Origin of the sequence: Rhizobium sp. BK418, from assembly GCF_004341105.1 — a bacterium.
GTDB lineage: Bacteria > Pseudomonadota > Alphaproteobacteria > Rhizobiales > Rhizobiaceae > Rhizobium.
This window is the reverse complement of the sequence record NZ_SLZK01000003.1, coordinates 120,656-144,380: the sequence shown is the minus strand read 5'-3', so window position 1 is coordinate 144,380 and position 23,725 is coordinate 120,656. Positions and strand designations below refer to the sequence as shown.

The window sequence follows — 23,725 nt, the reverse complement described above, 5'->3', positions numbered from 1 at the left end:
GTCGGATCCAGCAGCCACCTCTCTCGCGCGAAACACATCGGGGAGCACCGCATGGAAACTAGACTGCAGTCCAAACTTATCGAGGCGATTGATTACAAGCGCGAGACTCGACACCTCACGCTCTATTTGACCAACGGCCAACGCCGTCATTACGAAGATGTCCCTGAGGGCATCGTCGTCGGATTAACCGCAGCAGCGTCTCCTGGTGACTTCTACATGAGCCAGATTCGGGGCCGCTTCCGCACTGCCTGAAAAATACGGCACGCACCCAAGGCGTGCCGTCTCAGTGCGCCAATGCTAGCCCAAAATAATTACTCATTGGACTGATCGAAATCCCCGCATCGGCTCAACATCAGCCGGCCACACTTCGCGATTTGCCGTGGCCAGTTGATGCAAGAAGGCGTCCAATATCGGCAGCGCTAGAAGGATAGCCAAGCGCAAAGCCCTGCAAACTGTCGCAGCCCAGCCATGTGAGCGTTACGGCGTGGGCTTCGGTCTCCACTCCTTCGGCAATCACTTCCACACCAAGAGCCTTGGCGATCTCAACGATCGATCCGACCACACGTCTCTGCTCTGCCGATTCCACAACATCGGTGACGAGCTGACGGTCGATCTTCAACCGCTTCGGTTTCAGTCGCACGAGACCAATGAGCGAGGCATGACCGGAACCGAAATCATCGATCTCGATATCGATGCCCATCTGCTTGATAAGGTCGATATTGGCGAGGAACTTCTCATCGCAGTCGTCGAGAAAGATCGTTTCCACCAGCTCGAAGACGATGGCTCTCGGCGGAATGGCAAGCCGACGAAGTTTGTCCAGCAAAGCTGGATCGGCAAGACGCGCAGGCGAGATATTAACAGCGATACGCGGCACGCTGCACCCCATCGCCTGCCAGGCGAGGCGATCTTCGAGCGCGCGCTGCAGAACCACGGCATCGATCTCCGCAGAAAGCCCGTACTCGTCGGCAATGCGTAGGAAGACACCCGGCGTAAGTACACCCTTTTCCGGATGGTTCCAGCGTGCCAGCGCTTCCAGTCCCGTAATCTCTCGGGTGCGCGCATCGAGCTGAACCTGATAGTAGGGAACAACCTGACCCTGCTCCAAGGCTTGGGCGAGTTCCTCGGCGAGGCGGCGCTTGCCGCGCAGGTCTTCCTGCAGCTGCCGGCTGAAGAATTCGATGCGGTTACGGCCGAGCTTTTTCGCCTGATAGAGCGCCAAATCGGATTCGGCGAGCAGATTGCGCGCCCGCCTGTCGCTGCTCCAGGATACGCCGATCGACGCACCAGACTGCAGCATCTCCTGTCCGAAACGGATTTTCTTCCGCAATCGACGCTGAACATCCTCGACGATCGCCTGCAGCTCGCCGAGGCCGGCGAAGTTGATCAGCACGATGACGAATTCGTCGCCGCCGACACGCGCAGCCATGCCATTTGCAGGAACGGCGGCAGCAATTCTCAGTGATGCCACGCGCAACACGGCATCACCAGCCGCGTGACCATGGCGGTCATTGATCTGTTTGAACTGGTCGAGATCGAGATGCAGTACAGCAAGCGTGGACACGCTTTTGTCCATTGACAGCTCGACAAGCCGCTTATCCAGCAAACGTCGGTTCGGCATGCCGGTCAGATAGTCATGGTCGGCTACATGCTCGATCCGGGCATTGCTTTCCTCGAGCGCCAGCGCCCGGGCCTCGGCCATCATCTTCTGCTTGCCGAGCTCGGCATTGAGCAGCACATCGGACGTCACGTCCCATTCGGCACCAATGAAGGACGGAGCGCCCTCCTCATTGACATAGAAATGCGCTCGCGACCTTAAATGCCGGATCTCTCCACTCGGCAGGATGATGCGAAACTGGGAATTATAGGCACCGCGGGTGGCGACCGCTCGCTCGAAGTCCTGCTCGGCCCGTTCCCTGTCCTCGGGATGTAAGGCATTCGTCCAGACCCACGTCGGCACAGCTCTGTCTACCAGGCCTGTACAATAGAGGCGGTGCATTTGCGCATCCCAGAGAATAGCATCTTTGTTGATGCTGTGCTCCCACACACCAATTTGCGAAGCATCAAGCGCCAATTCCAGTCGCCGTAGAAGATCCTGGAACTCTCGCTCTGATCGCGTTGGTTTATTCTCGGGCAATTGGTCTCAGCCTTCGAAACCTGCAGAAATTGACAATATAGTCGCAAGCCCTCATTAATGAAGCCTTTTCGTAAGTATCGAACTAGTTACTAGGTGAACTGTTCGTTACGACCGCCTCCTTTTTGACCAGCATCGTTTTAGCCGGAGAATTATTTCAATCAGTGATTGTGTCGTGGCGGATTCTTAGCAATCTGCCGGAAGTCAATCGCGCCCTCAATGACCGCCCCGTCCGAAAGCTGCGTCACCGTATTGCGGTAGATGCGCTGCCACGGCGTCGCATCGGCTGGCACCGGCGGGATTCCGTCGCTCTTGCGCCGGGCGATTTCGGCCTCATCGACCAGCATATCGCAACGACCCTCGTTGAAATCGATGCGAATGATGTCACCGGTCCTGAGCCAGGCCAAGCCACCGCCTGCTGCACTTTCCGGCGAGGCGTTGAGGATCGAGGGACTGTCGGAAGTGCCGGACTGCCGCCCGTCACCGATCGTCGGCAAGCTCTTGATGCCGCGCTTCAGAATATGATCCGGCGGCTGCATGTTGACGACTTCCGCCGAGCCCGGCCAGCCAAGCGGACCGGCGCCGCGGATGGCGAGGATCGTGTTTTCGTCGATACCAAGCTCCGGATCGTTGATGCGCCTATGGTAATCTTCGGAGCCATCGAAGACGACAGCCTTGCCTTCGAACACGCCCTCGCGGCCGGGCTCCTGCAGGTAACGCTTGCGGAAATCTTCAGATACGACGCTCATCTTCATAATGGCGAAATCGAAGAGATTGCCCTTGAGAACGAGGAAGCCGGCGCGTTCCTTCAAAGGCTCGTTATAGGGCTTGATGACATCGCGATCGCGCGCCTCGCGTCCTTTGAGATTCTCGGCCATGCTCTTGCCCGTGACGGTGCGACAGTCACCGTCGAGCTTGCCGGCCTGCAGCAATTCCCACATGACAGCAGGCGTGCCCCCGGCACGATGAAACTTCTCGCCGAGATAGGCACCCGCCGGCTGTACGTTTGCCAGCAGCGGAATGTCGAACCCATGCACCTGCCAGTCTTCAGGATAGAGCTCGACACCCGCATGTTTCGCCATGGCGGCGAGGTGCGGCTGGGCGTTGGTCGATCCGCCGATGGCAGAATTGGTCTTGATGGCATTGAGGAAGGCTTCGCGCGTCAGGATATCAGACGGCTTGAGGTCTTCGAATACGATCTCGACGGCGCGGCGACCTGTCCGATAAGCCATCTGGCCGCGCTCGCGATAGGCAGCCGGGATATTGCCGCAGCCCGTCAGCGACAGACCCAGCGCCTCGGCGAGAGCATTCATGGTCGAGGCCGTACCCATCGTGTTGCAATGGCCGACGGAAGGTGCCGAATCCATCGCCGTCTGTAGGAACTCCTCTTCATCTATCTCGCCAGCCGCCAGCTTGCGGCGCGACTGCCAGATCGCCATGCCGGAGCCGGCGAGCTTGCCCTCGTGCCAGCCGTCGAGCATAGGCCCGCCCGAGAGAACAATCGCGGGAATATCAACCGTCGACGCTGCCATGATCGCCGAAGGCGTGGTCTTGTCGCAGCCCGTCGTCAGCACGACGCCGTCGAGCGGATAGCCGTAGAGGATTTCGACGAGGCCGAGATAGGCAAGATTGCGGTCGAGTGCAGCCGTCGGACGTTTGCAATTTTCGAAGATCGGATGGGTCGGAAATTCGATCGCAATGCCGCCCGCATCGCGGATGCCGTCACGAACACGCTTGGCCAGCTCGAGGTGGACACGGTTGCAGGGCGTCAGGTCGCTGCCGCTCTGGGCGATGCCGATGATCGGCTTACCGGACCGCAACTCCTCCGGCGTCACCCCATAGTTCATGAAGCGCTCCAGATAGAGCGCCGTCATGTCGATATGGTCGGGGTTATCGAACCAGTCCTGCGAACGCAGGCGGCGCTTGGCGGTCTTGCTGTCAGTCATTTCTTTCCTCCCGGTCGGGCATTCCTGTCTTCGAGATGGAGCAGTAAGGCGCTGTGATCCGTCTCGCCATTGCCTTTGGCAACAAATTCCGTGAACTCCGCGTGCACCGCTTCCGTCAGCGGCAGCGTGAGGGACAAAGCCTTCGCCGTCGCCATGACGGCGTCGAGGTCCTTCAGTTGGTTAGCAGAGGAACCACCCGGTGCGAACTGCCGGTCGATCATGCGCTTGCCGTGAATCTCCAGAATGCGGCTATCGGCAAAGCCGCCACGCACGGCATCCCGGAAGGCGGCAGGGGAACCGCCGCCCGCCTCGATCAACATCATCGCTTCGGCGACGGCACCGATCGTCACGGCAACGATCTGCTGGTTGGCGAGCTTGGCAAGCTGCCCCGACCCGCTCGGTCCGACATGGGTAACACGCCCCATAGGCGCGAAGACATCGGCCAGTTCGGCGATAGCGCCAGCGTCCCCGCCTGCCATGATGGCAAGCGTCCCGGCCGAAGCACCGACCACGCCACCGGAAACCGGCGCATCGATATGACGTATGTCGCGCTCAGCCAGTTTCTCGGCATGCTCGCGCGCAAAAGGCGGCGCGATAGAGCTCATGTCTATGACGACAGCGCCCGGTCTCATGGCCTCGACGGTGCCCATGTCGAACAGCACCTGACCTACGGCCTGAGCATTGGTCAGCATGGAGATGACAATGTCGGCTGCAGCAGCGGCTTCGGCGGGCGAAGAAGCGACCTTGGCGCCCTCACCCGAAAGAGCTTCGGCCTTGGTGCGATCACGGTTCCAGACGGTGACGGAAAAGCCTGCGGTAAGCAGACGCCGCACCATCGGCGCTCCCATGAGGCCGGTGCCGAGGAAAGCGATCCTGCGCTTCCCGTTATCTTTTGATGCGTGTGTCACCCAGCCCTCCCGAACTGTGTTGCCTGCCCTTGATACCCCCCTCACCTCAGCATGCAACTATTTTGATGGACGTAACGCAATTTTGTGGCATGCCCAAAACGAAACGGGCGAGAACCGAGGTTCCCGCCCGATTTACCCGACAAAGGAGAGGTTACTCCGCAGCGACCTTCATATGGTCGTCTTCGTCCTGCGGATGATTGTCGTTGTGCTGGATGAGCGGACGATTGCCCGTCATCCGGCGCAGGAGCACGTAGAATACCGGCGTCATGAAGATACCGAAGAAGGTGACGCCAATCATGCCCGAGAACACTGCGACACCCATCGCCGCACGCATTTCCGAACCGGCACCAGTCGAGGTGACGAGCGGCACGACGCCCATGATGAAGGCCATCGACGTCATCAGGATCGGACGCAGACGCAGGCGGCTGGCCTCGATCGCGGCTTCACGCGGCGTCCTGCCTTCGAACTCCAGTTCGCGGGCAAATTCCACGATCAGGATCGCGTTCTTGGCCGATAGACCGACAAGGACGACGAGGCCGATCTGCGTGAAGATGTTATTGTCGCCACCGGTGAGCCAGACGCCGGTCAAGGCGGCCAGAACACCCATTGGCACGATCATGATGATCGCCAGCGGCAACGTCAGACTTTCGTACTGCGCAGCGAGCACCAGGAAGACCAGCAACAGCGCCAGCGGGAAGACGACGACGCTGGAGTTACCGGCAAGGATCTGCTGGTAGGTCAGGTCCGTCCACTCGAAGTCGATACCAGCTGGCAGCGTCTCGTGCAGGATCTTCTCGATCGCAGCCTGAGCCTGGCCGGACGAGAAACCCGGTGCTGGACCGCCGTTGATATCGGCAGCGAGGAAGCCGTTATAACGGTTAGCACGTTCCGGACCGGTGCTGGCATCCACCTTCAGGAGAGCCGCAAGCGGGATCATCTGGCCCGATGCCGAGCGAACCTTCAACTGGCCGATATCTTCCGGCTGGGCACGGAACTTGGCATCGGCTTGCACACGGACGCTGTACGTGCGGCCGAAGGCGTTGAAGTCGTTCACATAAAGCGAACCGAGGTAGATCTGCAGCGTCTGGAAGACGTCGGTGACGGAGACTCCAAGCTGCTCGGCCTTGGCACGGTCGAGGTCGGCATAAAGCTGCGGCACGTTGATCTGGAAGCTGGAGAACAGCCCGGCAAGTTCAGGCGTCTGATAGGCCTTGGCAAGCACCGCCTTGGTGGCTTCGTCGAGCGCCTGGTTACCGAGGCCCGCACGGTCCTCGATCTGCAGCTTGAAACCACCCGTCGTGCCGAGACCATTGACCGGCGGCGGCGGGAACATGGCGATGAAGGCATCCTGAATGGCACCGAACTTCTGGTTCAGGGCCATGGCAATCGCCCCGCCCGAAAGATCAGGCGTCTTGCGCTCCTCGAAATCCTTCAGCGTCACAAAGACGATGCCGGCATTCGACGAGTTGGTGAAGCCGTTGATCGACAGGCCCGGGAAGGCAATCGCGTTGGCAACGCCCGGCTGCTTTAGGGCGATATCGGTCATGCGCTTGATGACGTCTTCCGTACGGTCGAGACTTGCGGCATCCGGCAGCTGGGCGAAGCCGATCAGATACTGCTTGTCCTGCGACGGCACGAAACCGCCGGGAACCGTATTGAAGATGCTGTAGGTCGCACCGACAAGCGCAAGATAGATCACCATGACGATGCTCTTGCGCGAGACGAGACCGCCGACGCCCTTTCCGTAGGCGTTCGAACCGGCACCGAAGGCGCGGTTGAAACCACGGAAGAACCAACCGAAGATCGCATCCATGAACCGCGTCAGCCAGTCCTTCGGAGCGTGATGGCCCTTTAGAAGAAGGGCGGCAAGTGCCGGAGACAGCGTCAGCGAGTTGAAGGCCGAGATGACGGTCGAGATCGCGATCGTCAGCGCGAACTGCCGATAGAACTGACCCGACAGGCCGGAGATGAAGGCGAGCGGCACGAAGACCGCGACAAGCACCAGCGCGATCGCGATGATCGGACCTGACACTTCCTTCATGGCCTTGTAGGTCGCCTGACGCGGATTGAGTCCCGCCTCGATGTTGCGTTCGACGTTTTCGACGACGACGATCGCGTCGTCCACGACGATACCGATCGCCAGCACCAGGCCGAACAGGCTGAGCGCGTTGATCGAGAAGCCGAACATATACATGACCGCGAACGTACCGATGATCGATACCGGAACGGCGATCAGCGGAATGATCGAGGCACGCCATGTCTGCAGGAACAGGATGACGACGAGAACGACGAGAGCGATGGCTTCGAGCAGCGTGTCGATGACCTTCTCGATCGAGGCGCGAACGAACTTCGTCGTATCGTAGACGATCTCGTATTTCACGCCTGTCGGCATGGCCTGCTGCAGCTCGTCCATGGTCGCGCGCACATTGTCGGCAATCTCGATGGCGTTGGAGCCCGGCGCCTGTAGAACGGCGACAGCGACCGCCGGCTTGCCGTCGAGCAGCGAGCGCAGCGTATAGTCGGCCGCACCGAGTTCGATCCGCGCAACGTCGCGCAGACGGGTGATCTCGCCATTGGCGCCCGTCTTGACGATGATGTTGCCGAATTCCTCAGGCGTACGCAGACGGCCCTGGGCGTTCACGTTGAGCTGCAGATCGACGCCCGGTTGGCTTGGCGAGGCACCGATAATGCCGGCCGCCGCCTGAACGTTCTGCGAACTGATCGCGTTGCTGATGTCGCTTGCGGCAAGGTTATGCTCGGCAGCCTTCTGCGGATCGATCCACACGCGCATCGAATAGTCGCCGGCGCCGAAGACCTGCACCTGGCCGACACCGGCAATGCGGGCGAGCCTGTCCTTGACGTTCAGCGTCGCGTAATTGCGCAGATAGGTGATGTCATGGCTGTCTCCGTCGGAGACGAGGTTGACAACCATGATGAAGTCCGGCGAGCTCTTGACCGTGGTAATGCCGAGCGCGCGCACTTCCGCTGGCAGGCGGGGTTCTGCCTGCGACACGCGGTTCTGCACGAGTTGCTGCGCCTTATCCGGGTCGGTTCCGAGCTTGAAAGTGACTGTGACGTTCAAAACGCCGTCCGATGTCGCCTGGCTCGCCATGTAAAGCATGCCTTCGACGCCGTTGATCTGCTCTTCGAGCGGTGTCGCCACCGTCTCGGCAATGACGGACGGGTTTGCGCCGGGATAAGTGGCGCGCACGACGATCGACGGCGGCACGACCTCGGGATATTCCGAAATCGGCAGCGCCCGGAGGCCGATGAGGCCGGCGACCACAATGAGGACCGAAAGAACACCGGCAAACACCGGGCGGTCGACAAAGAATCTGGATATGTTCATTTTAGAGCCCTCTCCGGGGTGAACATGGATGCAAAGTCCCTCTCCGGTGGCTTAAGGGCTCGCCGGCAGGTCATTTCATGTTGGGTTAGCTGCCTCCTCCCCAGAGGAAGGAGGCTGCATATTTACTGAGCGGTCGCGACCTTCTCTTCCATCTGGGGCGCAACGACTGCGCCCGGACGAATGCGCTGCAGCCCATTAACGACGATCTTGTCGCCGGCCACGAGGCCGCCTTCGACCACGCGCTGACCATCGAAAAGCGAGCCGAGCCGGACCTGTCGGTAATTGACCTTGTTCTGATCGTCGACCACAAAGACGAACTTCTTGTCCTGATCGGTGCCAACGGCGCGATCATTGATGACAATCTTGTTCTCGGCCTTCGGCTGGCCCATGCGCACCCGCACGAACTGGCCGGGGATCAGCCTTCCACCGGGATTGTCGAAGACGGCCCGCACCGCAATGGTGCCGCTGGCCGCATCGACCTCGTTGTCGACGAGCTGCAGCTTGCCCTTGATCGGCGTGCCGTCATCGGCAAGCGTACCGATTTCAACCGGGATCTGCTCGACAGCCGGCAGTGCTGCGTCCGTCGCCGGAAGCTCCGACAGCGCCTTTGTGACCATCTCTTCGCTCGCATTGAAGCTTGCATAGATCGGATCGACGGAGACGAGCGTCGTCAGCTCGGGCGAAGCCGAACCAGCCGCGACAATATTGCCGACCGTAACCTCGATCTTGCCGATACGGCCGGAAACCGGAGCGCGCACCTGCGTGTAGTCGAGATCGAGCTGCGCCGACTGGAGGGCTGCCTGCGCCGAACGCAGGCTTGCCTGGGCTTCAGCCAGCGTGCTCTGGCGCTGGTCGAGATCGCTCTGTGAGATCGTTCTATTATCCGAGAGACGGCGACCGCGGTCGAGTTCGGTCTGTGCCAGGCTGACCTTGGCTTCGGCCGAAGCGACCTGACCCTGCGCCTGCGAGACAGCCGCCTGATAGGGAGCCGGATCGATGGTGAACAGCAGGTCGCCCTGCTTCACCAAAGCGCCTTCACGAAAATGCACGGACTGGATGGCGCCCCCGACGCGGGGACGGATCTGCACGCGATCTATGGCTTCGAGACGCCCGGAGAAGTTCTCCCAGTTCGTCACGTCGCGACTGGCGACGACAGCAACCGTCACCGGCACGGCCGGCGGCTGCGCAGGTTCGGAGGCAGCCGTGGCGGTTGCGCTCATCGGCAGTTCGAAAAAGATGGCTGCGGCGGAAACAGACGCAGCAAGACCGAGGCCGGCGCCCACAAGGGCCCAGCGCTTATTTTTGGACGTCATTGGTACTCTCCTTGCGGCCCAAACGGCCGTAAAAATCAGTTCGTCGTCAATGCAATTGTGGCTGAACGCTCACGTCCTGAAGGAAATCTCCGAAATGGCGGCTGACGTTGTCCTGCCAGGTCGAAGTTCCCTCAGATTTTCCGCCATAAATGGAAGGCCAGCCTGTCCCGGCGGGGAGAACATGCTGGCGCACGCCAACGCCTGCCTTCTTCAGGCGCGCGGCGTAACCGAGTGTTTCGTCATGCAGCGGATCGTCCTCCGCCGTAAAAATCAGGGCCGGCGCAACGCCGGATATACGCGAACAGAGGCAAGGCGCCGCATAGGGATGGCAGCCGCCGCCGCTCAGATAATGGCTCCAGCCTTCCGTCCAGCGCTGGCGCATGCCGATCTTGTCCGCCTTGCGGATAGAGGACGTACCCATGAAAGGATCGAGGAGCGGAGAAATCAGGATCTGGCCGTCAAGCGCATCCGGAATCTGATCGCGCGCCTTCAGCGCCACACCGGCAGCGATATTGCCACCCGCCTCTTCACCGGCGACGAAAAGCAGCGACTTGCGGTCACCAAGGCCGGCTTTTTTGAGAGCTAAATAGGACAGGATCGAGAAGGAAACTTCGAGCGCCTTCGGAAAGACATTGCCCGAAAGGGTGCTGTAGTCAGCCGAAACAACGATCGCACCCGCCTTTGCCAGGCTCTCTGCGATCGGGCGATGGCCGTTGGGATCGCTATCAAGAAATGCCCCGCCGTGCAGATAAAGCACGATCGGCGGGCCTTTGCCGAAATCGGCGCCCATATAGACACGCGCGGAAACGGGGCCGGCGGCCACCTTTTCCAGCACCATGTCTTTGATTTCGGGCACCATCATCTCTATCTCTTCGCTGCTTTGCACATGAGGGGACAACGCCCGCCTCTTGCATTTTGCACCAAAAAGATATTGTTATTCAAATCGGGGAATAAGAAGCGATATCGCGATAACACTATTCCAAATCCCGAACAATGTTGCAACGCAAACTGCGGAATTGAACCGATGGATCAGCTCTCGGCAATGCGAGTCTTCATCCGCGTGGTGGAGACGGGCAATTTCACCCGCGCCGCCGACATGCTCGCCATGCCCAAGGCAACGGTGACCAATCTCATTCAGGGGCTGGAAGCGCACCTGCGCACCAAGCTTCTCAACCGCACGACGCGCCGGGTGATGGTGACGACGGACGGCGCCCTTTATTACGAACGTGCGGCACAGATCATTTCAGAACTGGAAGAGCTGGACGGCAGCCTTTCGAATTCCCAGAGCCTGCCAACGGGACGACTGCGCGTCGAGATGGCCGGCGCCTTCGCCGACTCCATCCTCGTGCCGGCGCTCTGCGATTTCTACCAGCGTTATCCCGATATCCGCATAGACCTCGGCGTCGGCGATCGCACCGTCGATTACCTTGCCGAAAATGTCGACTGCGCGCTGCGCGCCGGCACCCCGGCTGATCAGTCGCTGATCGCCAGACGCGTCTCTGAGGTCGAGATGATCACCTGCGCCGCGCCGCTTTATGTGGAAAAATTCGGCCTGCCCCAGCGGCCCGAAGAGCTGGAAACGGAACATTATTCCGTCAACTATTTTCGTGCCCAGAACAATCGCACGGTGCCGTTCGAATTCCGCAAGGGCAATGAGATCATCGAGGTCAATCCGCGCTATATCGTCTCCGTCAACGACAGCCGCACCTATATGACCGCGACGCTGGCTGGCCTCGGCATCGCCCAGATTCCGATCTTCATGGCGCGTGAGCCACTGGCCAGGGGTGAACTGGTGGAGACCTTGACGGAATGGAGGCGCGAGTCACTGCCGCTCTACGTCGTCTATCCGCCGAACCGGCACCTCAGTAACAAGGTCCGCGTCTTCGTCGACTGGCTGGTGAAGCTGCTGGCGGACGCAAAACTCAACGCTCGCTGACAAGCGCCCTTACAAAAGAAAGCGGCCCGTGATGGGAGGGATAACCGTCACGAGCCTTGATCTGATGTCTGAAACTTGAAGGCCTGTCGCACCGCAGGAAAGGCGCGGCAGGCCCTGGAGTGGAGGTCAGGGGCCGGCGGTGTATGCCGTCCGCCCCGTCCATGCTGATATAGGTGCGCTCAGCCGGATGATAAGGGGTCGCACCGAAGAGACCGTTCACAAGTTTGCGACAGGCGGTTATTTCCTGACAACGGGCTTCAGCAGATCCTCGATGCCGATGCGGCGGAAGAGTTCGGCACGGACACGATCGGCAACACCGTTGACGATTTCTGCGCCGTCTTCCGACGGATCAATATGGGTGCGGAACGGCCGTTTGCCGAAAGGCATATTCACCACATCGACGATGGCGGTCGCAACAGTAGCGGCATCCGCATCAGCAGGCTCGAGCGCGGCGAGACCCTTCAGCGCCTGTTCCGGCACGCCCTTGTAGGGACCTTCGTTATATTCGGCGGCGCGGGCTGTGTCGGCAGGCGAACCGGAATGAGCGAAGTGGTTTGTACCCTTGGTGAAGGCGCCGGGAACGATGATTGCCGTTTCGATACCCCAGCGCGTCAGTTCGCTGGCATAGGAGACCGCAACCGAGTCCATCGCGGCTTTGGCGGCGAAATAGGGAGCGAGGAAGGGAGGCGTGCCGCCACGAGTGCTCGAGGAGGAGACCCAGACGACCAAGCCGCTGCCCTGCTTACGCAGATGCGGAAGCACCGCGCGGTTCACGCGCTGGGTTGAAAGCACGTTGATATCGAAAAGCTCGGCATATTGCTCTGGCGTAAAGGCCTCGGCCGGGCCGAAGGACATATGACCGGCATTGTGGACGATCGTGTCGATATGGCCCTCGGCGGCAATCACCTTGGCAATGCCGGCTTCGACGGAGGCATCGGAGGCGACATCCAGTTCGACGGCCTTCAATTCGACGCCGTTTTCTTTGGAGAAGGCTTCGACGGCCTCGACCTGCGGGTGGTTGCGGCCTTCCGTTTCTCGCATCGAGGCATAGACGGTGTGGCCGGCCCTGGCGAGCGCGCGGGCAGTAAGAGCGCCGAAGCCGCTGGAAGCGCCGGTGATGACGATAACTTGCTTGCTCATGATCCTATTCCTTTCAGAGTGAATTGGTTGAAAGAATGCGAAGGAAGAGCGTGACGGCGCGTCACGCCGCCACGAATTTTGTGTCAAACCATGCCGCCATTGGCGCGCAGCACCTGACCGTTGATCCAGGCGCCATCCGGGCCGGCGAGGAAGGCAACGACGCCTGCGATATCTTCGGGCCTGCCGAGGCGTTCGAGCGGATTTGCTTTGGCAAGACGGTCGATCAGCTCATCCGACTTTCCGTTGAGGAATAGGTCGGTGCCTGTCGGGCCGGGGGCGACCGTATTGACGGTGATCTGGCGGCCACGCATTTCCTTGGACAGGATAGCACCCATCGTCTCGACGGCAGCCTTGGTGGCGGCATAGACGCTGTAGGTTTCGGGCTTCAGGCCGACGACCGAGCTCGAGAAGTTGATGACCCGGCCACCGTCGCGCAGACGCTTGGCAGCTTCGCGCAGCGTGTTGAATGTGCCCTTGAGGTTGATGCTGATCTGGCGGTCGAAGGTTGCGTCGTCGACATCGGCAAGACGGGAGAGCAGCATGATGCCGGCATTGTTGACGAGGACGTCGACGCCGCCGAATGCTGCTTCCGCAGCATCGAACATGCGGCGCACGGCGTCAGCATCGGCGACGTCAGCCTGTGCCGTCAGTGCCTTGCCGCCGGCTTTCTCGATTTTCTGCGCCAGTTCTTCGGCAAGAGCGGCATTGCCGGCATAGTTGATAACGACGGTGAAGCCGTCCTTTGCCAGACGTTCAGCGATCGAGGCACCGATGCCGCGGGAAGCGCCGGTAACGAGAGCGACCTTGTTTTGATTGGCAGACATTTTCTTCTCCTTTGGTTCGGCGCCGCAGCGCCCTTTCGATGAGAAGAAGATGCCCCTTTTCACTTTGCGGATAATCGACCATTATTCGGCATCACTATCCGGTAAACACGAACAAATAGAATGGACAGATTTGACGCCATGCGGGTCTTTTCCCGCGTCGTGGAGCGCCGCAGCTTCACACTTGCCGCCGAAGATACCGGCCTGCCGCGCTCGACCGTGACGGACGCGGTCAAACAGCTGGAGGCACGCCTCGGCGTGCGCCTGCTCCAGCGCACGACGCGCCATGTCAGCCCGACGCTCGACGGTGAAGCCTACTACCAGCGCTGCCTGTCGATCCTTGCCGACATCGAAGATGCCGAAGGCGCCTTTGCCGGCGCCAAGCCAAAGGGGCTGCTGCGGGTCGACGTACACGGCACGCTTGCCCGGCATTTCGTGCTGCCGAGCCTGCCATCATTTCTGGAGACCTATCCCGATATCGAATTCTATATGAGCGAGGGCGACCGGCTGGTGGATCTCGTGCGTGAAGGCATCGATTGCGTGTTGCGGGTCGGTGTGCCGCAGGACAGCGACATGGTTGCCCGTCGCGTCGCCATGCTGGACGAAGTCACCCTCGCCTCGCCCTCCTATATCGCCGCTTTCGGCTACCCCGAACATCCTGACAAGCTCGACACGCACCGCATGGTCGGCTTTCGCGCCACCGGCGGCGCCGGTCCGCTGCCGTTGGAATTCATCGTTGATGGCAGCGTCCGCTACATCACCATCCCTGCGACCGTGACCGTTAATGCCGCCGAAAGTTATATTTCCGTTGCTCGCATGGGCCTCGGAATGATCCAGATCCCGCGTTACCACGCCGAACAGGATTTGGTCGCCGGTACTCTCCTGAAGGTGCTCGCCGACTTCCCGCCTACGCAGACGCCGGTCTCGCTGCTCTATCCGCGAAACCGCCAGCTTTCGCCGCGCGTGCGTGTCTTCATCGACTGGCTGGTGAAGGTCTTTGCTCGACAAAATGCCGAAAACGCGGTTCACTCATATTAGCGCTTTCGGAGGAACGGATATGGCACTCAGCGACATCATCGTCTACCAGACCGATGAGGGCTTCGTCGTGGAATTCGGCGGCGAAGGGGAAGACCGGATCGCAGTCATGCTGCGCGAAGCTGCAGACCTCACCCAGGACAATGCCATTGCCAAGGCCAGAGCGCTGCTGGCCACCGCACTAGAGCCCGTTCATGGAGACAGCGCGCGCAATAAGGATGCCGCTCTTCTGGAGGAGGAACTGGACGAAGGTCTCGAAGACTCCTTCCCCGCAAGCGATCCTGTCTCCGTCACCGTGTCCTCCATTCCGATGCGCGACCCGAATGCCGGCCACTAAATCTGCGCTGAAATGATAGTGTCGGTGCTTGCATTCCAAACGCCGGCCGGCAAATCGTTGTTCCGGGTGGCGGATGGGCAAAGAGGATGTTATCGGCACGCACCATGACGACCGATATGATGAGCGGCGCGATCGGCGCCGGCCCGCTTGCCGGGGAAAGCCTGCGCCATTTCTTCGAACGCGATGCAATTGAAGTTGCCCGCGATCTGCTCGGCTGCCATCTCACAGTGAACGGTTCAGGCGGACGGATCACCGAGACGGAAGCCTATTATCCTGACGACGAAGCCTCCCACAGCTTCCGCGGCCCGACAAAACGCAACGGCGCCATGTATGGCCTCCCTGGCAATGTCTATATCTACCGCATCTACGGCATGTACTGGTGCCTGAATTTCGTTTGCACACCGGGTTCGGCGGTGCTGATTCGTGCCTTGGAGCCAGAAATCGGTCTGCTGGGCATGATGGAACGACGCGGCACTGATGCGCTGACGCAGCTCTGCAGCGGCCCCGGCAAGCTCTGCCAGGCGCTCGGCATCGATATCTCCATCAATGACCGGAGGCTCGACCAGCGGCCCTATGCAATCTCGCCGTCTGCGCCCGTACCAATCGTCTCAGGCAAGCGCATAGGCATCACGAAAAATGCCGAAGCACCGTGGCGCTTCGGCATTCAGGGATCGCGATATCTGAGCAAGCCGTTTCGCTAGGGCAATTCCAGAAAAACGGGATGTGCAACCTCACTCCACGACGGCACTGTGGTCCATGGCCGGCGCGACCTTTGGCTTGCGAAGCATCAGAACGAGCGGCATCACGGCAAGCGACATCAGCATCAGCAGTTTGAAGTCGTCCATATAGGCGATGATGGTCGACTGCAGTGTGATGACCTCGTTCAACGCCGCGCGGCCGACCGCCGTCAGCGGGCTGAGACCCTGCGCCGCCGGTGCATTGAAGGCGTGGTTGAACGGCGTCACATAGGCCGCGATCGACTCATGATTGCTCTGGGTGTTCTCGACGATCAGCGCCGAGACGATCGAAATGCCGACCGAAGAGCCGATGTTACGGGACAGGTTGTAAAGGCCGGTCCCGTCACCGCGCATGTGGGCCGGCAGCGTCGCGAAGGCGATCGTCGTCAGCGGCACAAAAAGGAAACCGAGACCTGCCCCTTGGATGAAGCCGACCGAAACGATCGTCCACTGCGAAACGTCAGGCGTCCAGCCGGTCATGTCATACATCGCCCAAGCGGTCAGGCCGAGACCGAGCAGCAGCAGCCAGCGCGTATCCACCTTACCGATCAGCCGACCGACGATGAACATGCAGAGCATGGTTCCGAGACCACGCGGACCCATGACGATACCCGCGGTAATGACCGGATAACCCATCAATGTCTGCAGATACGGTGTCATCAGCGCCAGCGAGGCGAGATAGGTGATGCCGATCACGAAGATGAAGATCATGCTGACTGTGAAATTCTGGTCGAGGAACAGCCGCGGATTGACGAAGGATTTCTCCGCCGTCAGCGTGTGCACCAGAAGCAGATAGAAGGCTGCGGCGCAGACGATTGCTTCGATGACGATTTCGCCGGACGAAAACCAGTCGAGCTGCTCGCCGCGGTCGAGGAAAAGCTGCAGCGAGGCGATGAACAGGCTCATCATCCCGAAGCCGAACCAGTCCAGTTTGGCAAGCGCATCCCGCTTCGTCTCCGAAACGAAGATGACGATGCCGGCAAAGGCGAGCGCGCCGATCGGCACGTTGATATAGAAGACCCAGCGCCAGCTGATATTGTCCGTCAGCCAGCCACCGATAACGGGACCCAGAACCGGCCCGACCATGACCGAGACGCCGAATAGGGCCATGGCCGAGCCGCGCTCCTCAACCGTATAGATGTCGAGGAGAATGCCTTGGGAAAGCGGAACCAGCGAGGCGCCAAAGAGGCCCTGCAGCAGGCGAAAAGCGACGATCTGCGGCAGCGACTGTGCCAGACCGCAGAGCACAGAGGCAACGACGAAGCCGACGATCGCCGTCAAAAGCACCCGCTTGCGGCCAAATTTGGCAGCAAGGAAACCCGATGGCGGCGTCATAATCGCGGCTGCGACGATGTAGGAGGTCAAGACCCAGTTGATCTGGTCGGCGGAAGCCGAAACGCTGCCCTGGATATAGGGCAGCGCCACGTTCGCAATCGTCGTATCCAGTGCCTGCATGATGACGGCCAGAATAACGCAGGCCGTGATCGCGCCGCGATTGGCAACCGGGGTTGCCGGTGATGCAGGAGCATTGCTCATGGCCGTTACTCGTGGCCCTTGGCCTGGCCCAGAAGGTTGTTGACGAAGTCAGGCAGGCCACGCGCATGGCCGGTGTCGATCTCGACAACCGTGCTCATGCCGACGCGAAGCGGCGGCTTGCCTTCGGTCGCATCGATGCTGACGCGCATCGGAATACGCTGCACGACCTTTACCCAGTTGCCGGTGGTGTTCTGTGCCGGCAGCAGCGAGAAGGAAGAACCGGAAGCCGGGCTGATGCTCTCGACCTTGCCCTTCCACATGACGCCCGGATAGGTGTCGACATAGATATCGACCGGCTGGCCGGGCTTCACATAGGTGAGCTCGGTTTCCTTCGGGCTGGCTGCGATCCACAGATGCGAGGTCGAAACCAGCGAGAAGGCCTGTTGTGATGCCTGCAGATAGGAGCCGACCTGCAACGCATTGACGTTGGTGACGATACCGTCGAAGGGCGCCTTGACGACGCTATGGTCGAGCTCGCGTTGAGCATTGTCTACCTGCGACTTGGCCTGCAGGTAGAGTGGGTTTTCTTCGACCGGCTGGTCGGCACTGCCGCCGAGTTGAGCAAGCGTCGTTGCGGCTTCCGCCTTGGCAACGGAAACCTTCTGCCGCGCCGCTTCGAGATTATGCTTGGCTTCGTCATAGGCCGACTGCGTCGCGCTGCCGTTGTTGACGAGATTCTGCTGACGGTCGAACTGGTCCTGATAATAGGGCAGATCGGCTTCGGCCTGCGTGATCTCGGCAAGCGACTGCTGGTAGCTGGCCTTGAGGTTCATGATCTGATTGCGCTGGGCGCCGAGCTGCGCCTTGGCGCCATCCAGCGCGATCTTGAAGGGATCCGACTGCAGGCTGAAAAGCACCTGCCCTGCCTTGACCTGCTCGTTCTCATGCACGTTGATCTTGTCGACGATGCCCGAAACGTCGGTCGTGATGCCCACCATATCGGCCTGAATATAGGCATTGTCGGTCGACATGATCTGACCGCCATTGACGTAATAATAACCGCCGACGACGAGCGCCACGGGTAACAGGGCAAACAGGACAGGACGGGTGAAGCTGCGCCGGCGGCGGACCTTGTTGCCGCCAGGCGCAGCCACCGCGGCAGCCGCAGGCGCTGAATTGGATGAAGGCGCCTCAGCCACCGTTTCCGGTTGTTGGCTAATTTCTTTCTCTTCGACAGGATTTTTGGCATTCGCGTCAGACACGACACGCAGGGAGGATTGATCAGCCATGTTTCGTCTCATTATCGGCGACCGGAGTCCGGCACGCCTGAACCAGGTTCGTCTTCATTATGAATAGGATTTGGAAAAGCTGGTCGCGCTGTTCGGGGGTGACACCATCAAGCGCTTCGCCGCGGGTCACGTCCCCGATCTTGCGCATTTCGGCAAGAATCGGATGGGCTTGCTCGCGCATGTAAAGCAGCCAGATACGCCGGTCGGTCGGATGCTGACGGCGCTCGATCAGGCCACGTTCGGCGAGCTTGTCGAGGATGCGGACGAGCGTGATCGGCTCGATTTCGAGGATTTCGGCAAGACCGCTCTGATGAATGCCCTCGTTATTGGCGAGATAGGCAAGCGTCTGCCACTGAGACCGCGTCAGCCCAAGGTCTTTTGCGCGCTGCTCGAACCGCTTGCGCAGCAGACGGGCAACGTCGTGCAGAAGAAAACCGAGTGTTGGATTGTTGGTCATATACCTTCGCCGGCTAGTAATAAGCATCCTTATGATGTTGATAGATATATTGAGCATCTGCAATGCACAAGGATGCAACCATAAGATTCCGCACTTGCGGCTAAAATGCCGCAGCCCACGGTTAAGCGGAGCTCCAGATGCAGCCCTTTGATAAGTTGAAGCGGCGGATAAAAGCCCTCTCGACAACGTGATAAACCGATATACCGCCGAAAATGCTGGGGGTTGCCGGACTCCAATTCCGCGCACTCAATTGGCATTTGCAATTTTTGGATTCTCCCGTTTATAGTCTGTCTTCAGAGGCTTACGGAGATCGTGGTTTTCCTCCTCCGGTTGATTTCGAGATGCAGGATTGCATCTGTCATCTTCCCGGCAGCCACGCATGAGTAAATTCGGACTTAGGACGAAGGCTCATGCTTTCGTTCCAGCAGGCATGGACAGCTTATCTCAGGCATAGGTTCAGGCGGCTGCGTTCGGCCGCCCGCAAGGGGGACCGGAATGGCTTATTCGCTTCGACAGACACTGGTGCTCGGCTGCTTTGCGGCCTTTTTACCGCTCATCGCCGAGGCGCAGCAGGCGCCTGCTCCCCCGCCCGTTACCGTCGCCAAGCCCGTCGTGCGCGACGTGGTCGATAATGACGAATTCATCGGTCGCTTCGAACCGGTCGACGAAGTCTCCGTCCGATCGCGGGTCGGCGGCTATTTGCAGGAAATCGACTTCACTGACGGTGCTCTGGTGAAGAAAGGAGACCGGCTATTCGTCATCGATCAGCGACCGTTTGTCACCGCGCTCAATCAGGCCAATGCAGCACTCGAAGCGTCGAAATCGACACTAGTCTTTGCCGACGCGCAGTATAAGCGTGCGCAGTCGCTTGCTTCGAGCGGCAGCCAGTCGGCGCAGACACTGGACGACCGCCGCCGCGAATTCGATTCGGCCCAGGCCAATGTCCGCGGTGCGCAAGCTGCCGCCGATCGCGCAGCTCTCGACTTGGAATATACGGAGATCGTTGCGCCGCTGGGCGGCCGCATCGACCGCCGCCTGATCTCCGCCGGTAACCTCGTGCAGACCGATCAGACCGTACTGACAACGATCGTGTCCCTCGACCCCATCGATTTCTATTTCGACGTCGACGAGCGCCGGCTGCTGAATTTCGCCGACACGGCGCGCAAACTCGGCAAGGATCTCCAGCAGGGCGGCGGCGGACTGGATGTCACGGTCACGATCTCGGATCCCAATGCCAAGCCATTCAAGGGAAAACTCGATTTCGCCGAGAACCGGATCGACAATGAGAGCGGCACGATTCGTCTGCGTGCCCGCTTCCCCAACCCCGATCTCGTCCTACAGCCTGGCCTCTTCGGCCGCATTCAAGTCGAGGCTTCCAACACCTATCAGGCCGTTCTCGTCCCCGATGAGGCTATCGGCTCTGACCAGAATGAGCGCGTCGTTTATGTCGTCGCCGCAGACGGCACGGTTTCTACCAAGCCGGTGCGGCCCGGTCCGCGACTCTATGGCTATCGCGTCATTCGCGAGGGGCTCGACGGCACCGAGACTATCATCGTCAACGGCCTGATCCGCGCCCGGCCTGGCGCAAAGGTCACGCCTCAGATGACCGAACTGCCGAAGGAGCGGACGGACGCTCCACCGGAAACCGCCGGTGCGGAGAACAGCCAATGAGGTTTGCTCACTTCTTCGTAGACCGGCCGATCTTTGCGGCCGTCATCTCCATTGTCCTTCTCGTCGTCGGCAGCATCGCCTATACGCAATTGCCGGTCTCCCAGTATCCCGAGATCGCGCCGCCGACCATTGTCGTGCGCACCTCCTATCCGGGCGCCGATCCACAGACGATCGCCGACACGGTTTCGACGCCGCTCGAACAGCAGATCAATGGCGTCGAAGACATGCTTTATATGTCTTCCTATTCCAGCGCCGACGGCGCCATGTCGCTGACGATCACTTTCAAGCTCGGAACCGATCTCGACAAGGTTCAGGTTCTGGTTCAGAACCGCGTCTCCATCGCCCTGCCCCGCCTTCCCGATGAAGTCCAGCGCCTTGGTGTGACGACCGACAAAAGTTCGCCCGACCTGATGATGGTGGTGCATCTGCTGTCGCCGTCGCACCGTTATGATCAGCTCTATGTCTCAAATTACGCCCGCAACCGCATCCGCGACGTTCTCGTGCGTCTCGATGGCGTCGGCGACGTGCAACTGTTCGGCGAGCGCCAGTATTCGATGCGTATCTGGCTCGACCCTGAAAAGCTCTCCGCCTACGGAATGACATCCGATGATGTCGTCGCCGCGTTGAGGGATCAGAACGTTCAGGTGTCAGGCGGCAAGATCGGCGCTCCGCCTGTCACCGGCAAGAATGCCTTCGAATATACGGTGCGAACGGACGGGCGCTTTTCGGACGTGCGGCAGTTTCGCTATGTCATTGTAAAATCGACAGCCACTGGTCGGCTTGTGGCGTTGCAGGATGTCGCCCGTATCGAACTTGGTGCTCAGGACTACGTTACCAACAGCTATCTCAACAACGACCCCGCAGTTGCCCTCGGCATCTTCGCCCGCCCGGGAACCAACGCGCTGGATACTGCCCATCAGATCCAGGGCATCATGAAGGATCTTTCACAGAATTTCCCGCCGGGTCTGGAGTACCGTATCGTTTACGATACGACCGAATTCATCTCGGATTCGATCTATGAGGTCTATAGGACCATCGCTGAAGCTGCGATCCTCGTGGCGATCGTCGTCCTCGTCTTCCTGCAATCCTGGCGCACAGCCCTCATCCCGATCATCGCCATCCCTGTATCGCTGATCGGCACCTTCGCAATTCTGCTCGCCTTCGGCTTCTCGCTCAACATGCTGACCTTGTTCGGCCTTGTGTTGGCGATTGGTATTGTCGTCGACGACGCGATCGTGGTGGTGGAAAATGTCGAACGAAACCTGGCGCAGGGCATGACGCCGAAAGAGGCTGCGCATGTCACGATGGACGAAGTCGGCACCGCCGTCGTCGCCATCTCACTGGTGCTGATCGCAGTATTCGTGCCGACGGCCTTCATTCCAGGCATTTCCGGACAGTTCTACAGACAGTTCGCGGTCACGATTTCGGTCACGACAGCCATTTCGGCTTTGAATTCGCTCACACTGTCACCTGCGCTGGCGGGCATATTGCTGAAAACTCATGATCATGAGAGCAGGCCCAAGAATATCTTCTCCCAGATCGGAAGCGGCCTCGCAAACGGCTTCAACCGCGGATTCGATCGGCTGAGCTCGGGCTATTCCTGGATCGTCCGGCACCTGGTCAGCAGCTGGGTGGGATTGACCTGCTCTTTGATTGCCTTCGCCTGCCTGCTCGGGGCGACCTGGTATATGGGCCAGAGAGTCCCCTCCGGCTTCATCCCGACAATGGATCAGGGGTACGCAATCGTCGTCATCCAGCTTCCTGATGGAGCTTCCCTTGCGCGTACCGACGCTGTCGTCAAACAGGTAGGCGAGATCGCCCGCACGGTGCCCGGTGTCGGCAATGCCGTGCAATTTGCCGGCTTTAGCGGCGCGACCTTCACCAATGCCTCAAATGCCGGCGTCGTTTTTGTCCCGTTCAAATCCTTTGCCGAACGCGAAGAAGGCGGAGAGACTGCAAACAAGATCATCGGTGAGCTTTACGGCAAGCTTCAAAGCATCCAGGAAGCCTTCATCATTGCCATCCCGCCGCCATCCGTGCGCGGCGTCGGCAATTCGGGCGGCTTCAAGATGCAGATTTTGGACCTTGAGAACTCCGACATGACGCGCGTCCTCGGTCTCGCCCGCCAGATGATGGGCGCTGCCGCAACGACCCCGGGGCTGACAGGCGTCTTTACGACATTCTCGGATGCGAGCCCGCAATATTTCCTTGCGATCGACCGCGACAAGGCACGCTTCCTGAACGTGCCAATCCCCAACATCTTCAACGCATTGTCCATCAACCTCGGCGTCGCCTACGTGAACGATTTCAATGCATTCGGACGCGTCTACCAGGTTCGCGCCCAGGCTGACCGGCAATATCGCATGGACAGGGACGACATTCTCGCGCTGAAGGTTCGATCGGCGACGGGCGCGCTGGTTCCGCTTGGCACCCTGATGGATATCCAGGACTCCAGTGGTCCGGCACTCGTCCAGCGCTACAACATGTATGTCTCGGTACCGCTTCAGGGCAATCCGACACCCGGCACATCGACCGGCGATGCCATCAAGAAGATGGAAACGCTGGCGGCTCAGATCCTGCCGCCGGGCACGAGCTTCGAATGGACGGAACTTGCCTATCAGGAAACCCACACGGGCAACACGGCGGTCTATATCTTCGCTCTGTCGGTGATCTTCGTCTTCCTTGCGCTCGCAGCGCAATATGAAAGCTGGATCCTGCCTTTGGCCATCATCCTCATCGTTCCGCTTGCAGTGCTCGCCGCACTGATCGGCGTGTCGCTGAGGGGAATGGACAACAACGTCCTGACGCAGATCGGTCTGATCGTCCTCATCGGCCTTGCGGCCAAGAACGCCATTCTGATCGTCGAATTTGCAAGACAGGCGGAAGAAGAGGGCAAGAGCGCCGTGGATGCCGCAATCGAGGCAAGTCACCTTCGCCTGCGCCCGATCCTGATGACGGCCTTCGCCTTCATCTTCGGCGTTCTGCCGCTTGCCATCGCCACCGGTCCCGGTGCTGAAATGCGCCAGTCGCTCGGCACAGCCGTCTTCTCAGGCATGCTGGGTGTGACATTCTTCGGCCTGTTCCTGACGCCGGTCTTCTACGTCGTGCTGCGCGGCTGGCGCAAAAAGCCGGCGGAGGCGCCAGCTCAAGCAGATGCTGAAGAAAATGCCGCCTGAGGC

The 23,725-nt window shown here is 60.0% G+C and carries 18 protein-coding genes; 7 read left to right on the top strand and 11 right to left on the bottom strand.

What is annotated here, in order from left to right; all coding sequences use genetic code 11:
* The first annotated feature begins 51 nt into the window (after positions 1–51).
* Entirely contained in the window at positions 52–252 is a 201-nt protein-coding gene (locus tag EV281_RS12175) for a KTSC domain-containing protein (protein ID WP_132653363.1), read from the top strand.
* 100 nt (positions 253–352) lie between these two features.
* Here the strand turns inward: EV281_RS12175 and EV281_RS12170 are convergent, their stop codons facing one another.
* The 6 genes from EV281_RS12170 to EV281_RS12145 all read right to left on the bottom strand — a co-directional run bounded on the left by EV281_RS12170 (position 353) and on the right by EV281_RS12145 (position 10,506).
* A complete protein-coding gene (locus EV281_RS12170; protein ID WP_132653362.1) occupies positions 353–2,134 on the bottom strand; it encodes a GGDEF domain-containing phosphodiesterase in 1,782 nt (593 codons plus the stop codon).
* 158 nt (positions 2,135–2,292) lie between these two features.
* Positions 2,293–4,077 carry an IlvD/Edd family dehydratase gene (locus tag EV281_RS12165; protein WP_132653361.1) on the bottom strand — a complete coding sequence of 595 codons (1,785 nt, stop codon included), beginning with the start codon at positions 4,075–4,077 and terminating at the stop codon, positions 2,293–2,295.
* Positions 4,074–5,030, bottom strand: a complete 957-nt coding sequence (locus tag EV281_RS12160; protein ID WP_281026258.1) for an NAD(P)-dependent oxidoreductase — start codon at positions 5,028–5,030, stop codon at positions 4,074–4,076. Before EV281_RS12160 ends, EV281_RS12165 begins: the two co-directional genes overlap by 4 nt.
* 106 nt (positions 5,031–5,136) lie before the next feature.
* Positions 5,137–8,334 (bottom strand): efflux RND transporter permease subunit, encoded by a 3,198-nt coding sequence (locus EV281_RS12155; protein WP_132653359.1) that lies wholly within the window; start codon positions 8,332–8,334, stop codon positions 5,137–5,139.
* Between the two features lie 122 nt (positions 8,335–8,456).
* Positions 8,457–9,647 (bottom strand): efflux RND transporter periplasmic adaptor subunit, encoded by a 1,191-nt coding sequence (locus EV281_RS12150; protein WP_132653358.1) that lies wholly within the window; start codon positions 9,645–9,647, stop codon positions 8,457–8,459.
* 46 nt (positions 9,648–9,693) lie between these two features.
* The gene (locus EV281_RS12145; RefSeq protein WP_132654268.1) at positions 9,694–10,506 is read right to left on the bottom strand and encodes an alpha/beta hydrolase; all 813 of its coding nucleotides are present in this window, start codon (positions 10,504–10,506) and stop codon (positions 9,694–9,696) included.
* Positions 10,507–10,671: 165 nt separating this feature from the next.
* Here EV281_RS12145 and EV281_RS12140 point away from each other — a divergent pair, with 165 nt between their 5' ends.
* Positions 10,672–11,583, top strand: a complete 912-nt coding sequence (locus EV281_RS12140) for a LysR family transcriptional regulator (protein WP_132653357.1) — start codon at positions 10,672–10,674, stop codon at positions 11,581–11,583.
* A 237-nt stretch (positions 11,584–11,820) separates the two neighbouring features.
* Here the strand turns inward: EV281_RS12140 and EV281_RS12135 are convergent, their stop codons facing one another.
* A complete protein-coding gene (locus tag EV281_RS12135; protein WP_132653356.1) occupies positions 11,821–12,723 on the bottom strand; it encodes an SDR family oxidoreductase in 903 nt (300 codons plus the stop codon).
* An 83-nt stretch (positions 12,724–12,806) separates the two neighbouring features.
* Positions 12,807–13,547: an SDR family oxidoreductase gene (locus tag EV281_RS12130; RefSeq protein WP_132653355.1), complete on the bottom strand. Its 741-nt coding sequence runs from the start codon at positions 13,545–13,547 to the stop codon at positions 12,807–12,809.
* A gap of 120 nt (positions 13,548–13,667) precedes the next feature.
* Between EV281_RS12130 and EV281_RS12125 the strand changes: the two genes are divergently transcribed.
* From EV281_RS12125 to EV281_RS12115, 3 genes are all read left to right on the top strand, one after another.
* Entirely contained in the window at positions 13,668–14,582 is a 915-nt protein-coding gene (locus tag EV281_RS12125; protein WP_132653354.1) for a LysR family transcriptional regulator, read from the top strand.
* A 19-nt stretch (positions 14,583–14,601) separates the two neighbouring features.
* Complete coding sequence (locus EV281_RS12120; RefSeq protein ID WP_132653353.1) at positions 14,602–14,916, top strand: hypothetical protein; 315 nt, start codon at positions 14,602–14,604, stop codon at positions 14,914–14,916.
* A gap of 86 nt (positions 14,917–15,002) precedes the next feature.
* Positions 15,003–15,617, top strand: coding sequence for a DNA-3-methyladenine glycosylase (locus tag EV281_RS12115; RefSeq protein ID WP_132653352.1), 615 nt, complete (start codon positions 15,003–15,005; stop codon positions 15,615–15,617).
* 30 nt (positions 15,618–15,647) lie between these two features.
* Here the strand turns inward: EV281_RS12115 and EV281_RS12110 are convergent, their stop codons facing one another.
* Genes EV281_RS12110 through EV281_RS12100 form a run of 3 tightly spaced genes read right to left on the bottom strand, consistent with a single transcriptional unit; the run spans position 15,648 to position 18,875 of the window.
* A complete protein-coding gene (locus EV281_RS12110) occupies positions 15,648–17,189 on the bottom strand; it encodes a DHA2 family efflux MFS transporter permease subunit (RefSeq protein ID WP_132653351.1) in 1,542 nt (513 codons plus the stop codon).
* Between the two features lie 5 nt (positions 17,190–17,194).
* Positions 17,195–18,418, bottom strand: a complete 1,224-nt coding sequence (locus EV281_RS12105) for an HlyD family secretion protein (RefSeq protein WP_132653350.1) — start codon at positions 18,416–18,418, stop codon at positions 17,195–17,197.
* Positions 18,411–18,875 carry a MarR family transcriptional regulator gene (locus EV281_RS12100; RefSeq protein WP_132653349.1) on the bottom strand — a complete coding sequence of 155 codons (465 nt, stop codon included), beginning with the start codon at positions 18,873–18,875 and terminating at the stop codon, positions 18,411–18,413. Before EV281_RS12100 ends, EV281_RS12105 begins: the two co-directional genes overlap by 8 nt.
* A 495-nt stretch (positions 18,876–19,370) precedes the next feature.
* Between EV281_RS12100 and EV281_RS12095 the strand changes: the two genes are divergently transcribed.
* Positions 19,371–20,546 (top strand): efflux RND transporter periplasmic adaptor subunit, encoded by a 1,176-nt coding sequence (locus tag EV281_RS12095; RefSeq protein ID WP_132653348.1) that lies wholly within the window; start codon positions 19,371–19,373, stop codon positions 20,544–20,546.
* Entirely contained in the window at positions 20,543–23,722 is a 3,180-nt protein-coding gene (locus tag EV281_RS12090; RefSeq protein WP_132653347.1) for a multidrug efflux RND transporter permease subunit, read from the top strand. Before EV281_RS12095 ends, EV281_RS12090 begins: the two co-directional genes overlap by 4 nt.
* Positions 23,723–23,725 lie beyond the last annotated feature (3 nt).

Bases quoted from the DNA above. Each gene is read 5' to 3' on its own strand.
- EV281_RS12150 (WP_132653358.1), bottom strand. From the start codon at position 9,647: ATGACGTCCAAAAATAAGCGCTGGGCCCTTGTGGGCGCCGGCCTCGGT.
- EV281_RS12110 (WP_132653351.1), bottom strand. From the start codon at position 17,189: ATGAGCAATGCTCCTGCATCACCGGCAACCCCGGTTGCCAATCGCGGC.
- EV281_RS12175 (WP_132653363.1), top strand. From the start codon at position 52: ATGGAAACTAGACTGCAGTCCAAACTTATCGAGGCGATTGATTACAAG.
- EV281_RS12095 (WP_132653348.1), top strand. From the start codon at position 19,371: ATGGCTTATTCGCTTCGACAGACACTGGTGCTCGGCTGCTTTGCGGCC.
- EV281_RS12120 (WP_132653353.1), top strand. From the start codon at position 14,602: ATGGCACTCAGCGACATCATCGTCTACCAGACCGATGAGGGCTTCGTC.
- EV281_RS12140 (WP_132653357.1), top strand. From the start codon at position 10,672: ATGGATCAGCTCTCGGCAATGCGAGTCTTCATCCGCGTGGTGGAGACG.
- EV281_RS12145 (WP_132654268.1), bottom strand. From the start codon at position 10,506: ATGGTGCCCGAAATCAAAGACATGGTGCTGGAAAAGGTGGCCGCCGGC.
- EV281_RS12125 (WP_132653354.1), top strand. From the start codon at position 13,668: ATGGACAGATTTGACGCCATGCGGGTCTTTTCCCGCGTCGTGGAGCGC.
- EV281_RS12090 (WP_132653347.1), top strand. From the start codon at position 20,543: ATGAGGTTTGCTCACTTCTTCGTAGACCGGCCGATCTTTGCGGCCGTC.
- EV281_RS12155 (WP_132653359.1), bottom strand. From the start codon at position 8,334: ATGAACATATCCAGATTCTTTGTCGACCGCCCGGTGTTTGCCGGTGTT.
- EV281_RS12135 (WP_132653356.1), bottom strand. From the start codon at position 12,723: ATGAGCAAGCAAGTTATCGTCATCACCGGCGCTTCCAGCGGCTTCGGC.
- EV281_RS12130 (WP_132653355.1), bottom strand. From the start codon at position 13,547: ATGTCTGCCAATCAAAACAAGGTCGCTCTCGTTACCGGCGCTTCCCGC.
- EV281_RS12105 (WP_132653350.1), bottom strand. From the start codon at position 18,418: ATGGCTGATCAATCCTCCCTGCGTGTCGTGTCTGACGCGAATGCCAAA.
- EV281_RS12100 (WP_132653349.1), bottom strand. From the start codon at position 18,875: ATGACCAACAATCCAACACTCGGTTTTCTTCTGCACGACGTTGCCCGT.
- EV281_RS12165 (WP_132653361.1), bottom strand. From the start codon at position 4,077: ATGACTGACAGCAAGACCGCCAAGCGCCGCCTGCGTTCGCAGGACTGG.
- EV281_RS12115 (WP_132653352.1), top strand. From the start codon at position 15,003: ATGTTATCGGCACGCACCATGACGACCGATATGATGAGCGGCGCGATC.